The organism is Microbacterium sp. zg-Y625 (assembly GCF_030246925.1).
GTDB lineage: Bacteria > Actinomycetota > Actinomycetes > Actinomycetales > Microbacteriaceae > Microbacterium > Microbacterium jiangjiandongii.
The window spans coordinates 335,721-350,627 of the sequence record NZ_CP126740.1 but is presented as its reverse complement, the minus strand read 5'-3'; the positions used below and the strand labels follow the sequence as shown (position 1 = coordinate 350,627).

Below are 14,907 nucleotides of genomic sequence, written 5' to 3'. Positions count from 1 at the left end.
GCAGGTCACCGCCCGATGTAGCGCCCCGGCCGGTGGTTCAGCGCCAGCACGAGGTTCAGCAGCACGGCCCCCGCCGCACTCATCACGACGTTCGGCCACGGCACCACCAGCAGCGCTGCCAGCACGACGAGCAGGTCGAAGATCATGAGGGTCCAGCCGGCACGGAAGCCGGTGGCATCCTGCACGACGAGGGCGACGATGTTGAAACCGCCGAGGCTCCCGCCGTGGCGGAAGACGATGAGCAGGCCGATGCCGGCCATGAGGTTGCCGGCGAGTGTGCCGTACACCGGGTTGAGCTCGCCGATGACGAAGAACGTCTCGTGCACGACCGAGAATCCCGAGACGAGGGCGATGGCGACGAGGGTGCGCAGGGTGAAGTCCCACCCCTTCTTCCAGACCGCCAGCACCGCGAACGGCAGGTTGATGACGGCGAACAGCACCCAGAAAGGCACCTCCGACGCGAACCCGAGCAGCAGCGACAGTCCCGCGGTTCCACCGGTCACCGCGTGCGAGGCGTTCAGCAGGAACAGCCCGAAGGATGCCGTGAACGTACCGGTCAGCATGCCGAGCACGTCCTCGCCCACGCTGTGCCTGGTGGTCTTCTCGTCGAACACCAGCGAGGGCCCCGTATCGGTCACCCCCACATCATCGCAGGACGACCAGGTGGGGGAATGAATCCGGGCCGGGCCGGGTTGTCTCTAGTCCGGCGCCAGACGGGTGTCGCAGGAGGGGATTGTGGGCAAGAACTACATCGACATCGAGAACGACCGTGGCGAGACGCTGCGCTATCGCAAGCACGTGAACGGGCGCGGGTTGATCGCGCACGGAGCCAAGGTGCACGCGACCGCGCTGGTCGAGGCGGGCGCATATGTCGAACCCGGCGCGGAAGTCGCCGCGGGCGTACGCATCCGCCGCGGGGCGTGGATCGAGCCCGACGCGGTCATCGGGCCGAACTGCGAGATCGCAGAGCTCGCGCACGTCGGCTCAGGCGCCGCAATCGGCGCGGGAGCGAAGATCGGCATCCGCACAACGGTCGGCGCGCACGCGCAGGTCGCCACCGGGTCGCTGATCGGCGACGGCGAGATCGTCGGCGACGGCGAACGGGTCGCCACCGACCGCCGGGGACTGCGCCTGGCCGCCTGACCAGGCTCTCAGCCCCGTGGTCGCCCTCCGCGGCGGCTACGCTCGGACCATGGCACGAAGCGGCGGTCCCCGATCCGGCGGGGCTCCCAGGCGCCCCGCGAGGCGACCACTGAAGGGTCAGCCGCAGAGCCCGCCGAAGCGCTCGCGCACCCCGTCGTCGTCTGCTCCCCCCGTCGCGCCACCGCCGGAACGCGGCCCGTTCCGGCTCGGCGCGATCCCCGGCGCCACCCCTGGCAAGTGGATCGATGTGTGGTCGGAGCGCATGCCGCACAACCCCCTGGAACTCGTGCCGCTGACGGTGGCCGGTCAGGCGGCGGCTCTCGCGACCGGCGAGGTCGACGCCGCCCTGGTGCGCGTTCCCGTCGACGCCGACGGGATCTCGCTCATCCCTCTCTACGAAGAGCGCCCGGTGGTCGTGTGCGCCGCCGACTCGCACCTCACAGCGGCTGACGAGCTGACGCTCGACGACCTCGCAGGCGAGATCCTGCTCATCCCCCGTGACGCCGTCTTCGACATCGCGGTTCCCGGCGCGGTGTCCCCGGCATTCGCCCCGCCCGCTGACACCGCGGAGGCGGTGGAGACCGTGGCCGCCGGCGTCGGCATCCTCATCGTGCCGATGTCGCTGGCCCGACAGCACCGGCGTCGCGACGTCACCTCGCGACCGCTGCGCGACGGGCCGGTGTCGCCGGTGGCCCTGGCCTGGCCGACCGAGGCGACCACGCCGCTCGTCGAGGCGTTCATCGGCATCGTGCGCGGCCGCACCGCGAACTCCTCCCGCGGCTGAGGCCGCCGTAGAATCGTCGCATGGCCCCGCTCGCATACGTCTGCGTGCGTCCGCAGGCGGGCGCGGCGGCCGGTGAGTTCGCGTCGTTCCGCTCCGCGATGCGCCGCGACGACCTCGCCCAGCTCGATCTGGTGCGAGGCCCCCTGCCGGACGACGTCTTCGACCGGTACGCCGGGTTCGTCGTCGGCGGCAGCCCGTTCAATCTGACCGACCCCCGCTCCAGCAAAACCGACGTGCAATTGCGGGTGGAGGCGGACCTCGAGCGCATCGCCGAGCGCGCGGCCGCCGCCGGCACGGCGGCGCTGTTCACCTGCTACGGCATCGGCATCGTCACCCGCATGCTCGGCGGCGAGGTCACCCGCGCGTATCCCGAGGACACCGGGCCCAGCTCGGTGCGGCTCACCGACGAGGCCGCGCAGGACCCGCTCTTCGGCATGCTGGCGGATCGGTTCACCGCCCTCACCGCCCACAAGGAGGGTGCCGGCGTCACGCCGCCCACGGCGACCCTGCTGGCGACGAACGAGACGTGCCCGGTGCAGGCCTACCGTGTGGGGGACCGGCTGTACGCGACGCAGTTCCACCCCGAGCCGACCGGGCCGGCCTTCACCGAGCGCATGGCCGTCTACCGTGACGACGGATACTTCACCGCCGGCGATTACGACGCGATCGCTGCCCGCGTGATCGCGGCCTCGCTCTCGGAGCCCACACGGCTGTTGCGGTCCTTCGCCGCCCGGTTCGCAGGCTGACGCCCGGGACGGACGCGCACGGCGACGATCAGGCGCGGTTGCGGGCGAAACGGACCGCGGTGATGACGATCGGGGCGAGCACCACGACGGCAGCGGCGATCCATGCGCCGATCGCGATCGGCTCGCTCATCGGCTCGTCGCTCCAGCGGCCGATCCCGATCCAGGTGAGCCCCCAGCCCATCGCCAGTCCCGGGGCGAGGCGACCGCGCCCGCCGAGGGCGATGCCGATGCCGACGAGCGCCACCACGGAGATCACCGCGATCGCGACGGGGTCCGCAGCGTCCGCCCACGACGGCGGCGCGATGGAGGTGAGCCAGGCCGCGGAGTTCGCCACGGTCGCCAGCGCCACCCAGCCGAGGTGGAGCCCCACGGTGATGTCGGTGAAGAGCGCCTGCCGCACGCCGCGCGGCGGTCGGCGCACGGCGAGGCGGAATGTCCACGCTAGGGCTGCCAGGAGCAGCACGATGACGAGCACCGTGAGCGGCAGGGTGGTGAACTGTGCGGCGACCAGCCACAGGCCGTTGAGCACGGCGGTGACGGCGATCCACCAGCCGAGCAGCCGCTGGCGGTCGTCCGCGCGCTGCGAGGGCAGCGCCTGCCACACCGCGTAGGCGACCATCAGCACGTAGATGACGCTCCAGATCGAGAACGCCTGGCTCGCGGGGGCGAGGTAGGAGGCGTCGGAATCGAGGGCACCCCCCTGCAGGTCCTCGACCGGTCGCCCTCCGAGAGCCCCCACGCCCACGACCGCGGCGATGAGCATGAAGCTCACGGCGCTGATCACGCCGATCTGCCGACCGAGGTCGGCAGGCCGGGTCTGGGGAGGCGGGGCGGTCGTCCGGGAAGCCGTGTGAACGCTCATCGACCCAGGCTAAGCGCCGCTGCGCCCGACGGCGGAGGGGTTGACAGCGTCAGCCTGTCAGCCTTGCGGCGGACCGATCACGACAGCCGCCTCCGGCGCCACCGTCACGACGCCCGCAGCCGGCGCCACGGCGCCCTCACCGGGGTCCGTGGCGAGCAGCACCGTGTCATCGGGTCCGGTCGACGCGTGCCAGGGCTCCGCCGACAGGTTGACCAGCACCGTGAGCGGCCCCCGGCCCAGGCGGAACCGGCGACCGCCGGCGATCTCCACCGCATCGGCGGTGAGGGCACCGAACGAGGGGTCGGTGAGCTCGGGCCGCTCCCGGCGCAGGCGCGCGAGGTCGCGGTACAGCTGCAGCAGTCGGCGGTGCGGCCCGGACGCGGCGTCGTCGGGGTCGATCTCGGACCAGTCCAGCTTCGAGCGCTCGAACGTGGCCGGCTCGTTGGGATGCGGGACCAGCGACTCGTCCCACCCCATGCGGGCGAACTCCTCGGTGCGCCCCTTCGCGGTGGCCTCGGCCAGCTCGGGCTCGGGGTGCGACGTGAAGAACTGCCACGGGGTGCTCGCCCCCCACTCCTCCCCCATGAACAGCATGGGTGTGCCGGGTGCGGTGAGGGTGAGCACGGCGGCGATCGCGAGTCGCTCGGGCGACAGCGTCGCGGTCAGACGGTCGCCGGCCGCCCTGTTGCCGATCTGGTCATGGTCCTGGGCGAAGGTCACCAGGCGCCACGCGGGCACCTCTTCGGGGATCGGGTGCCCGTGGCCGCGGCCACGGAACGACGAGTGCGTGCCGTCGTGGAAGAACCCCCGCGTCCACACCTTCGGCAGGGCCTCGAGCGCGGCGAAGTCCTCGTAATAGCCGGCCGTCTCCCCCGTGAGGGCGACGTGCACGGCGTGATGCCAGTCGTCGCTCCACTGCGCGGTCAGACCGTAGCCGGCCGCCTCGCGCGGCAGGATCAGGGTGGGGTCGTTCATGTCGGACTCGGCGATGAGCGTGAGCGGGCGCCCGACGTGGGCCGACAGCGCGTCGGCGGACTCGGCGAGTTCGCGCAGGATGTGCTTCGGGCCGTCGTCCAGCAGGGCGTGCACGGCATCCAGTCGCAGACCGTCGACGTGGTGGTCGCGCAGCCACATCAGCGCGTTCTCGACGATGTACGCGCGCACCGCGGGCTGGTCGAGGGCGACGCTGTCGCCCCAGGTGTTGCGGCTCGCGTCGCGCAGGTACGGACCGAACTCCGGCAGGTAGTTGCCGCTGGGACCCAGGTGGTTGTAGACGACGTCCTGGATGACGGCCAGACCCGCGGCGTGCGCGGCATCCACGAATCGCTGGTAGGCCGCGGGCCCGCCGTACGCCTCGTGCACGGTGTACCAGAGCACGCCGTCGTAGCCCCAGTTGTGCACGCCGGTGAAGCCGTTGACCGGCAGCAGCTCGACGTGCGTGACGCCGATGTCCACGAGGTGCCCGAGGCGGCCGATCGCGGCATCCAGGGTGCCCTCGGGCGTGAAGGTGCCGATGTGCATCTCGTAGATGACCCCGCCGGCGAGCTGCCGCCCGGTCCACGCGGAGTCGGTCCACTCGAACGTGGTCGGGTCGAAGTAGGCGGACGCCTCGTGCACGCCGTCGGGCTGCCGCCGCGACCGCGGGTCGGGGCGCAGGTCATCGCCGTCCCCCAGCACGAACCCGTACCGGTCGCCGTCGGCCAGTTCCACATCGGCGGTCCACCAGCCGCCGTCGCCGACGGCCAGCTCCACATCGGACGATCCCGGCCGGCGCAGGCGAACCCGCTCTGCCCTCGGCGCCCACACGTCCACGCTCATCGCGTATCCCCTCTCAGCAGCGCGACCGGGTATGTCCCCAGCAGGTCGCGCAGTGGCACCTCGCCCCCGGCGAGGGTGCGTCCGGTGATCTCATCGCGCCACGTGCCCGACGGCAGCAGCACCGCGGTGTCGCCCCAGCCGCCCCGGGCCGCGAGGCCCACCGGAAGCCGGGTCGCGACCGTGATCGCCCCACCGCGGTCGAACGCGACGACGTGATCGGATGCCGCGCCGACCGCGACCACCGGACGGTACCGCGTGAACAGCTCTCGCCGGTCCCGGCGCAGTCGCAGCGCCCGCGACACCACGAGCAGCTTCGCCGCGCCGGATTCGTCGACCGGCGGCATCCACCCGCCGTCGATGCGGCCGAGCAGCGCCCGGCGAGTGGAGAAGTCCACGGCGCGCCTGTTGTCGGGATCCACGAGCGAGGTCTCCCACAGCTCCGACCCCTGGTAGACGTCCGGGGCGCCCGGTGCGGTGAGCTGCACGAGCTTCGCCGACAGCGAGTTCGACCACCCGGGCCCGGAGACCTCGGCGACGAATTCCTCGACGAGCGGCCGCGCGGCTCCGAAGGCGGCATCGACCACAGCGTGCATCCGCTCCTCGAAGGCGGGATCAGGATCCCACCATCCGGTGCGCTCGGCCGCTTCGCGGGCCGCCTTCTCGGCGTAGGCGTGAAGGCGCTCAGGGGTCGCCGGCCACGAGCCGACGACGGCCTGCCACAGCAGGGAGTCGAAGGGTCCGTGACCGCTGGATGCCACCGCCCGCAGCCGCTCGAGCACCTCGGCCCAGCGGTCGGGCATCTCGGCGAGCACCGACAGGCGCGCCCGCACGTCCTCGCCGCGCTTGGTGTCGTGCGTCGACAGCGACGTCATCGCGTGGGGCCACTGGGCGTGGCGCCTGGCCTGGGCGGTGTGGAACCCGTCGACGTCGAGCGAGAACACCGACGGGTCCCCGCCGACCTCGGTGAGGGTGCCCAGCCGCGTCATGCGGTAGAACGCGGTGTCCTCGACGCCCTTGGCCATGACGGGCCCGGTGGTCTGCATGAACCGACGCGCCAGCTCGGTGCCCGGTTCGGCGAGGCGCTCGACGAGCAGCTGCGCGAGGTCGGCCACCTCGGGTCGGCGTCGCGCCGTCTCGGCGAAGGCATGGTCGAGGTGCTCGCGGCCTGCCGGCAGGTACGAGCGGTAGACCGGGAAGTTCGTCAGCAGCTCCGCGAGGGTGTCGACGAGCTCGGCGTCGTCGGCATCGATCGCAGGGCCGGGCGAGCCGCGCAGCACGCGCACCAGCCGCGCGATCTCGGCCCGCTGGATCGTGTCGGCGATCATGCGCTTGGTGTCGTGCATGAGATCGGCGTACCCGGTGAGCGCGCCCAGCCCCGTCTCGGCGCGCAGGGTCGCATCGAGGGCGTCCAATCGCGCTTCGCCGGCCGGATCGATGAGCAGACGGTCCACCTCGGCCATGGCGTCGTATCCGGTGGTGCCGGTCGTGCGCCACCATGCCGGCAGGGCCTCGGGATGCTCGGTGGCGGCGTGCTCGAGGATCTTCTCCACGAGCACCGGAAGGCCGCCGGCTGCCTCCGCCAGGCGATCCAGGTACGCGCCGGGGTCTGCCAGGCCGTCGGGGTGGTCGATGCGCAGTCCGTCGACGAGCCCCTCCCGCACCCAGCGGAGGATCTCGGCGTGCGCCGCGTCGAAGACGTGCGGCAGCTCGACGCGGACGCCCGCCAGGGTCGTGACGGCGAAGAAGCGGCGGTAGTTGAGCTCGGCAGCCTCCCGTCGCCAGAACATCAGCTCCCAGTGCTGGCGCTCGAGCACGGCGGCCACGTCCGCAGGGTCGATGCCGTCGAGGGACCCGGGGGCGAGGGGCAGGGCGTGGTCGAAGTAGCGCACGAGCCCGGCATCCGCGTCGACGACGAGGTCACCCGCGGCCAGCACCTCGTCGAGCTCGGCGCCGAGGATCGGCACGCGCACGCGGCCGCCGCCGTACTCCCAGTCGATGTCGAACGCGTCGGCGTGGGCGCTTGCCTGGCCGTTGCGCAGGACATCCCACCACCAGGGGTTCTCGGCGGGCTGCGAGATCCCCATGTGGTTGGGGACGATGTCCACGAGGATGCCGAGGCCGGCAGCCCGCGCTGCGTCGACGAATCGCTGCAGTCCCGCGGCGCCGCCGCGTGCCGGGTCGACCTGCGAGGGGTCGACGACGTCGTACCCGTGGTCGGAGCCGGGGGTCGCCCTCAGCAGCGGCGACAAGTAGGCCCAGTCCACCCCGAGGTCGCGCAGGTAGTCGGTGACACCGGCCGCCGCATCGAGGTCGAACGACTCACGGATCTGCAGTCGGTACGTCGAGACGGGACGCCGCTCGGTCACCGGCCCGCCTCGTCCTTCGGCGAGGCGGCGGGGACCTCGTCGATCACGCCGGTGTTGGTCGCCAGCGACGCCGCGACGGAGTGATCGACCTCCTGCTCGGGGCCGGAGTGCTCGCGCAGCACGACGAGCGCCTTGCCCTGCACCTGCACGGTGGCACCCGGGTCGATGGGAGCGCTGTCCGCCAGCTCGCCGGCCGTGTCGACCATGATGTCCCAGTGCGGGGCGAACTCGGGGTCCGGGATGAAGAAGTCCACGGCCTCGTCGCCGGCGTTGAACAGCACGAGGAAATGCTGGTCGCGGATGGGTTCACCGCGCCGGTCGCGCTCGCGGATGCCGTTGCCGTTGAGGAACATGCCGATGGCGCGGCCGAAGCCGGAGTCCCAGTCGTCGGGCTGCATGCGCGTGCCGTCGGGGCGCAGCCAGACGATGTCGGGGATGGGCGCACCCTCTTCCTGGCGCACCGGGCGGCCGTTGAAGAACCGACGGCGCCGGAAGGCGGGGTGCTCGCGCCGCAGCCGGGCGAGGGCGGAGGTGAACTCCACGAGCGGCTGGTCCACGGCATCCCAGTGCACCCACGTCAGCGCGTTGTCCTGCGCGTAGCCGTTGTTGTTACCCTGCTGCGTGCGGCCGAGCTCGTCGCCGTGCAGCAGCATCGGCACGCCTTGGCTCAGCAGCAGCGTCGCGATGAAGTTGCGCTGCTGACGCGCCCGGGCCGTGAGGATCTCTGGGTCGTCGGTCGGGCCCTCGACGCCGAAGTTGGACGAGCGGTTGTGCGATTCGCCGTCGCGGCCGTCCTCGCCGTTGGCGTCGTTGTGCTTGTCGTTGTACGACACCAGATCGCGCAGGGTGAAGCCGTCGTGGGCGGTGACGAAGTTGATGGATGCCACCGGGCGGCGACCGGAGTGCTCGTACAGGTCGGCGGAGCCGGTGATGCGCGACGCGAACTCGGCCAGGGCCTGCGGCTCGCCGCGCCAGAAGTCGCGCACCGTGTCGCGGTACTTGCCGTTCCACTCCGTCCACTGCGGGGGGAAGTTTCCCACCTGGTAGCCGCCGGGGCCGATGTCCCAGGGCTCTGCGATGAGTTTGACCTGCGAGACCACCGGATCCTGCTGCACGAGCTCGAAGAACGCCGCCAGCCGGTCGACGTCGTAGAACTCGCGGGCGAGGGTCGCCGCCAGGTCGAACCGGAACCCGTCGACGTGCATCTCGAGCACCCAGTAGCGCAGCGAATCCATGATCATCTGCAGGGTGTGGGGGCTCCCGACGTTGAGGCTGTTGCCGGTGCCGGTGTAGTCGGTGTAGTACCGCTTGTCGTCGTCTTCGAGCCGGTAGTAGGCCTCGTTGTCGATGCCGCGCATCGACAGCATGGGTCCGAGGTGGTTGCCCTCTGCGGTGTGGTTGTAGACGACGTCGAGGATGACCTCGATGCCGGCCGCGTGAAGGGCCCGCACCATGCCCTTGAACTCCTGCACCTGCTGGCCGCGCTGACCGGTGGCGGAGTAGGTGTTCTGCGGGGCGAAGAACGAAATGGTGTTGTAGCCCCAGTAGTTCGACAGCCCCTTGTCCTGAAGGGTGGAGTCGTTGACGAACTGGTGCACCGGCATGAGCTCGATCGCCGTGACCCCGAGCTTCTTGAGGTGCTCGATGATGACCGGGTGCGCAATGGCGCTGTAGGTGCCGCGGATGTCCTCGGGGATGTCGGGGTGCAGCTGGGTGAGCCCCTTGACGTGCGCCTCGTAGATGAACGACTCGGCATACGGCGTCTTGGGCTGCCGGTCCCCCGACCAGTCGAAGAAGGGGTTGACCACGACGCCCTTCATCATCTGCGCGGCGGAGTCCTCGTCGTTGCGGCCGTCCGGGTCGCCGAAGGGGTAGCTGAAGACCTCCTGGCCCCACTTCACCTGCCCGTCGACGGCCTTGGCGTAGGGATCGAGCAGCAGCTTGTTCGGGTTGAAGCGCTTGCCCGATGCCGGGTCGTACGGCCCGTGCACGCGGTAGCCGTAGCGCTGGCCCGGCTGCACGTTGGGCAGATACGCGTGCCACACGAAGGCATCGACGTCGACGAGTTCGACGCGCGTCTCCTTGCCCCGATCGCCGAAGAGGCAGAGTTCGACGCGCTCGGCGCCTTCGCTGAAGAGCGCGAAGTTCGTTCCGTTACCGTCGAACGTCGCGCCCAGTGGATACGCAGAGCCTGGCCATGAATGCACGGGGCAACACTAGACCGACGAAAACTCCCCCCGGAGGACTTGACAAACGCGCCGCGCACCCCGGTTTGCTCAGGACGCGCCCTGCGGAGGCTGCCGCAGCAGGTCGATGCGTTCGCCGAGATAGTCCGCCAGGGGCCGGTACCCGCCTGCCGCGCTCCAGCGCACGCTCGGCACGCCGTCGCGCAGCGCCAGCGGACCGGATGCCTCGCCCCGCGCGACCGCGTCGAGGTCGAGCACCCGCCATCCGATGTGCACGACCTCCCCCTCGGCGAACCCGCCGCGGAAGGCCGCCGCCTGCCGCTCCGCCCGCTCGCGCTGGGACTGCGCGGTGTAGCCGCGCCGCGCCTCCTGTCGGGCACGCACGATCTCTCCGGTGGCGAGCACCGCGTCATCGGTCACGAGCAGCACGCCCAGGTGCCAGCCGTCGCCGACCGGGGTGATGCGGGGCGCGCGGGCGAAGCCGAGCAGGCGCCGCACCGTGAGGGGAGATCCCAGTCGTTCGCGCGGGGCGCCCACCAGACGGCGACGGGCATCGGCGAAGACGTCGTGGAGGGAAGCGGTCATGACGGCCTGGCGCCCGTCTCGTCGAGTGCTGCGTGCGCCGTGTCGACACCGCGCTGCGCGGCGCGCGCCGCGGCGGCCGCCTGCTCGCGCTCGGTCTCGGCCGCGGCCACGGCCGACTCCGCCGTGGCCGCCTCGGCGCGGACGCGCTCGAGGTCGGCACGCAGGTCCGCCTCGCGCTCCGCGAGGTGATCCGCGCGCTCCCGCGCCTTCTGCACCGTCGCCTCGACGCGGGCGAGGCGACGGCTCGCCTCGGATGCCTCACGCTCCGCCTCGCGCACCGCCTTCTCGGCGGCGCGGCGCGCACGGCGCTGGGCCAGGTCGTCGCGGGGAGGTGCCGGACGCTCCGCCACGCCCGGGATCGAGCCGCCCACGGCGTCGGTCAGGTCCACCGGATCCACCCCGGTCGCTACCAGTGGGCGCACGAGACGCCCCGTCATCACGGCAGCGGCCGCCGCCGGGTCGCGCACGGCGGCATCGATGGTCGATTCGACGTCGGAGGCGGCGGCGTCGCTGACCGAGACCCCGCGATCGCGCGCCAGGTCCACCGCCTGCCGTGACAGCGCGGCGACGAGGGCCCGGCGCTGCCGGCTCAGCCGCGTCATCTCTGCGGCATCCAGGTCGTCCTGCGCCTCGCGCAGCGCCGCGGCGAGATCCAGGGCCTCCCCCAGCTGCCCCTCCTGCACGAGCAGGTCGACGGCGTACGCCGACACGATCGGCTTGCGCAGCGCCCGCACCGCCTTCGCGAGCTTCGGCTCGGCGGCGGCGGCGCGCGCGTTGCGGGCGGCGGTGAACTCCGCCGGCGGCAGGGCGTACAGCTGCGCCGCCACGTCGTCGAGGTCCTCGTGCGCCACCCGCCCATTCTGCCCGGCCGCGGGCGGCGACGCTCAGACGGCGCGCATGTGCGGCGGGCGCGCCGGGCCGTGCAGCTCTTGGTGCAGCCGCTGCATGCGCGCATCGAGCGCCGAGGCGGAGTCTGCGGCATCCTTCAACTCCGCCAGCAGGGAATCGGGCACCTGCTGGTCGTACTTGTAGTAGATCTTGTGCTCGAGGCTCGCCCAGAAATCCATCGCGATCGTGCGGAACTGGATCTCCACCGGCACCTGCACGGCGCCGGTGGACAGGTACACCGGCACCGAGACGATGGCGTGCAGACTCTTGTAGCCGTTGGGCTTCGGTTCGGCGATGTAGTCCTTGACCGCCATCACCGTGATGTCGGGCTGCGCGGTGAGCAGGTCGAAGAGGCGATAGGCGTCGGCGCGGAAGCTGCAGGTGATGCGCACTCCGGCGATGTCGGTGATGTGCGCACGGATGCTGTCGAAGTCGGCCTCGACGCCCTTGCGCACGACCTTCGCCACCAGGCTGTCGGGGGACTTCACACGGCTGGTGACGTGCTCGATCGGGTTGTAGTCGTGCATGTGCGAGAACTCCTCGCGCAGGATCGAGATCTTCGTCTCGACCTCGTGCAGCCCGAACCGGTACTCCAGCAGGAACCGCTGCAGGTCGTCGCGCAGCTCTCGCAGCTGCTGCGCCGAGAAGGAGACGGGCTGCTCGCCCACCGGGGTCGCCATACCCCGACCCTATGCCGCCGGCTGAGGTGTCTGCTGTGAACCGCCGCCGTCGGTGGCGCGCGCCGTGCACAACGTCGCCGGTCGGGCGGGAGGCCCGGCCGGATCACGCCGTCGGCACGGTCGCCGGCCCGGATCGCCGACGTTGTGCACGCGCCGCCGGCGGGCCCCCGACCCGGGATCAGCCGGTGACGAGCCCGGCGGCCTGCCGCGCGGCGCCGAGCGCGACGTACTCGCCCGGCTCCGGAGCCTCCACCGGAATGCCGAACACCAGCGGTGCGATCTCGCGCACCGCCTGCGACCGCGCACCGCCGCCGATGAGCAGCGCGCGCTGCGGCTCGACGCCGAGCCCGCGCAGGGCATCGAGCCCCGCGGCCAGGCCCGAGAGCATGCCCTCCACCGCGGCCCGCGCCAGGTTCTCGCGCGTCGTGGATGCCAGCGTCATGCCGGTCAGCGACGCCGTGGCGTCGGGGAGGTTCGGGGTGCGCTCGCCCTCGAAGTACGGCACGAGGGTCAGTCCTCCCGCTCCCGGGGCCGCTGCCAGCGCCAGTCGCGACAGCTCGGCGTGATCGACGCCCAGCAGCCGGCCGATCGCGTCGAGCACGCGCGCGGCGTTCATCGTCGCGACGAGCGGCAGGAAGTGCCCGTCGGCCGAGGCGAAGCCGGCCACCGTGCCGGTGGGGTCCACGGTGCGCTCGGGCGTGACGGCGAACACCGTGCCACTGGTGCCGATGGACACGACCACGTCGCCGGTGCGCGCGCCCGCTCCCAGGGCGGCCGCGGCGTTGTCGCCGGCACCCGCACCCACGAGGCGGCCATCGCCGTCGGTCACGCTCTCGCGCGGCCCCAGCACCCGGGGCAGCACAGCGTCGTGCCCGAGCGCCGCGACCAGCAGCTCGCGGTCGTAGTCGCCCGTCTCGGGGTTCCAGTAGCCGGTGCCCGAGGCGTCGGAGCGGTCGGTCACGAGCTCGTCGAGCACCGGGCCTCGCGGCGACTCGCCCTCGGGCCCGAAGCCGCGCAGGCGCCACGTGAGCCAGTCGTGCGGCAGGGCGACGGCCGCCACGCGGGCGGCGTTGTCGGGCTCGTTGTCGCGCAGCCAGCGCAGCTTGGTGATGGTGAAGGATGCCACCGGCACGAGGCCGGTGCGCCGGGCGAGCTCGTCGGCGCCGAACTCGGCGATGAGGTCGGCCGCGGCGCCCGCCGAGCGGGTGTCGTTCCACAGCAGCGCGTCGCGGATGACCCGCCCGTCGGCGTCGAGGGCGACCATGCCGTGCTGCTGGCCGCCGACCGCCCACGCCGCCACGGCGTCGGCGGCGCCGGGCACGCCCAGGCCCCCGGCGTCGGCGATGGCCGCCTGCAGGGCCTCCCACCACGCGGCCGGGTCCACCGAGGTGCCGTCGGGGTGCGCGGCGCGCCCCTCGCGCACGATCGCACCGGTTGCGGCGTCGGTCACGACGACCTTGCACGACTGCGTCGACGAATCGACACCCATCACCAGCGTCATGCCGGCATCCTCTCTCTGGTGCCCCACGGCACGGACGAAAGGGACGGATGCCGCCTCACGCGGCATCCGTCCCCCTTCGGGATCTGCGTCAGCGAGCGCCCATCAGGTGCTCGGTGGCCAGCTGCTGCAGCCGCACGAAGCCGAAGCCCTTGCCGCCGAAGTACACCTCGGGGTCGAACTCCTCGTATGCGGAGCGGTCGGCGAGGAAGTCGTCGTAGGACTCGCCCTCGTTCAGCGTGGGCACCGACAGTTCGTCGACGCGCGACGCGGCGAGCGCCTCCTGCACCTCGGGGTCGGCGCGGAAGGCCGCGGCGCGCTCCTTGAGCAGCAGGTAGGTGCGCATGTTCGCGGCAGCCGAATCCCACACGCCGTTCTCGTCCTCGGTGCGCGACGGCTTGTAGTCGAAGTGACGGGGGCCGTCGTAGGCGGGCACGCCGCCGGGGCCGCCGTTCTCGAGCAGGTCGACGAGGGCGAACGCGTTGTGCAGGTCGCCGTGACCGAACACGAGGTCCTGGTCGTACTTGATGCCCCGCTGGCCGTTGAGATCGATGTGGTAGAGCTTGCCGTGGTACAGCGCCTGCGCGATGCCGGCGGCGAAGTTGAGCCCGGCCATCTGCTCGTGCCCGACCTCGGGGTTGAGGCCGACGAGCTCCGGACGCTCGAGCGAGTCGATGAAGGCCAGCGCGTGACCGAGGGTCGGTAGCAGGATGTCGCCACGAGGCTCGTTGGGCTTCGGCTCGATCGCGAAGCGGATGTCGTAGCCCTTGTCGGTGACGTAGTCGCCGAGCAGGTTCACGGCCTCGCGGTAGCGCTCGAGGGCGGCGCGGATGTCCTTCGCGGAGTCGTACTCCGCACCTTCGCGGCCACCCCACATCACGAACGTCTTCGCGCCGAGCTCCGCACCGAGGTCGAGCTGGCGGAAGACCTTGCGGAGGGCGAAGCGGCGGACGGCCCGGTCGTTGGAGGTGAAGCCGCCGTCCTTGAACACGGGGGCGGAGAACAGGTTGGTCGTCACCATGGGGACGATGAGGCCGGTGTCGTCCAGCGCGCCCTTGAGGCGGTCGATCTGCGTCTGACGCTCGGCGTCGCTGGAGCCGAAGGCGAACAGGTCATCGTCGTGGAACGTGAGGCCGTAGGCGCCGAGCTCCGCGAGCTTCTCGACGGCGTGCACGACGTCGAGGGCGGGCCGGGTGGGGCCGCCGAAGGGGTCGGCGCCGTTGTAGCCGATCGTCCAGAGGCCGAACGAGAACTTGTCGTCGCGGGTGGGGGTGGGCATGACGCTCCTTCGTTGGTGGCGCTAAATGTTGCTGACGACAACGTATACCGGAACGGATGCCGCGTCCAGCCC

13 protein-coding genes are annotated in these 14,907 nt (G+C 71.8%); 3 read left to right on the top strand and 10 right to left on the bottom strand.

The window, feature by feature from the left end; all coding sequences use genetic code 11:
* Nucleotides 1–5 precede the first annotated feature (5 nt).
* On the bottom strand, nt 6–638 hold the full coding sequence (locus QNO14_RS01570; RefSeq protein WP_257495746.1) for a YitT family protein: 633 nt from the start codon (nt 636–638) through the stop codon (nt 6–8).
* A 97-nt stretch (nt 639–735) separates the two neighbouring features.
* On the opposite strand from QNO14_RS01570, the gene QNO14_RS01565 reads away from it, so the two are divergent.
* Genes QNO14_RS01565 through QNO14_RS01555 form a run of 3 tightly spaced genes read left to right on the top strand, consistent with a single transcriptional unit; the run spans nt 736 to nt 2,673 of the window.
* On the top strand, nt 736–1,143 hold the full coding sequence (locus tag QNO14_RS01565) for a transferase (RefSeq protein ID WP_257495745.1): 408 nt from the start codon (nt 736–738) through the stop codon (nt 1,141–1,143).
* Between the two features lie 49 nt (nt 1,144–1,192).
* On the top strand, nt 1,193–1,927 hold the full coding sequence (locus QNO14_RS01560; RefSeq protein ID WP_257495744.1) for a LysR family substrate-binding domain-containing protein: 735 nt from the start codon (nt 1,193–1,195) through the stop codon (nt 1,925–1,927).
* A gap of 20 nt (nt 1,928–1,947) precedes the next feature.
* On the top strand, nt 1,948–2,673 hold the full coding sequence (locus QNO14_RS01555) for a glutamine amidotransferase-related protein (RefSeq protein WP_257506881.1): 726 nt from the start codon (nt 1,948–1,950) through the stop codon (nt 2,671–2,673).
* A gap of 28 nt (nt 2,674–2,701) precedes the next feature.
* Here QNO14_RS01555 and QNO14_RS01550 read toward each other — a convergent pair whose 3' ends face one another.
* The 9 genes from QNO14_RS01550 to xylA form a co-directional block, all read right to left on the bottom strand.
* On the bottom strand, nt 2,702–3,535 hold the full coding sequence (locus QNO14_RS01550; protein WP_257506882.1) for a TspO-related membrane protein: 834 nt from the start codon (nt 3,533–3,535) through the stop codon (nt 2,702–2,704).
* 57 nt (nt 3,536–3,592) lie between these two features.
* Entirely contained in the window at nt 3,593–5,353 is a 1,761-nt protein-coding gene (gene treZ, locus QNO14_RS01545; protein WP_257506883.1) for a malto-oligosyltrehalose trehalohydrolase, read from the bottom strand.
* Nucleotides 5,350–7,719 carry a malto-oligosyltrehalose synthase gene (gene treY / locus QNO14_RS01540; protein ID WP_257506884.1) on the bottom strand — a complete coding sequence of 790 codons (2,370 nt, stop codon included), beginning with the start codon at nt 7,717–7,719 and terminating at the stop codon, nt 5,350–5,352. The genes treZ and treY overlap by 4 nt, the downstream gene beginning before the upstream one ends.
* On the bottom strand, nt 7,716–9,926 hold the full coding sequence (gene glgX / locus QNO14_RS01535) for a glycogen debranching protein GlgX (protein ID WP_257495739.1): 2,211 nt from the start codon (nt 9,924–9,926) through the stop codon (nt 7,716–7,718). The genes treY and glgX overlap by 4 nt, the downstream gene beginning before the upstream one ends.
* 69 nt (nt 9,927–9,995) lie before the next feature.
* Nucleotides 9,996–10,490, bottom strand: coding sequence for a glutaminase (locus QNO14_RS01530; RefSeq protein ID WP_257506885.1), 495 nt, complete (start codon nt 10,488–10,490; stop codon nt 9,996–9,998).
* The gene (locus QNO14_RS01525; RefSeq protein ID WP_257506886.1) at nt 10,487–11,341 is read right to left on the bottom strand and encodes a transposase; all 855 of its coding nucleotides are present in this window, start codon (nt 11,339–11,341) and stop codon (nt 10,487–10,489) included. Before QNO14_RS01525 ends, QNO14_RS01530 begins: the two co-directional genes overlap by 4 nt.
* Before the next feature lie 33 nt (nt 11,342–11,374).
* Nucleotides 11,375–12,058: a GTP pyrophosphokinase gene (locus QNO14_RS01520; protein WP_257506887.1), complete on the bottom strand. Its 684-nt coding sequence runs from the start codon at nt 12,056–12,058 to the stop codon at nt 11,375–11,377.
* Nucleotides 12,059–12,236: 178 nt separating this feature from the next.
* Nucleotides 12,237–13,559 (bottom strand): xylulokinase, encoded by a 1,323-nt coding sequence (gene xylB / locus QNO14_RS01515; protein ID WP_257506888.1) that lies wholly within the window; start codon nt 13,557–13,559, stop codon nt 12,237–12,239.
* An 88-nt stretch (nt 13,560–13,647) separates the two neighbouring features.
* Nucleotides 13,648–14,835 (bottom strand): xylose isomerase, encoded by a 1,188-nt coding sequence (xylA, locus tag QNO14_RS01510; RefSeq protein WP_257495734.1) that lies wholly within the window; start codon nt 14,833–14,835, stop codon nt 13,648–13,650.
* Nucleotides 14,836–14,907 lie beyond the last annotated feature (72 nt).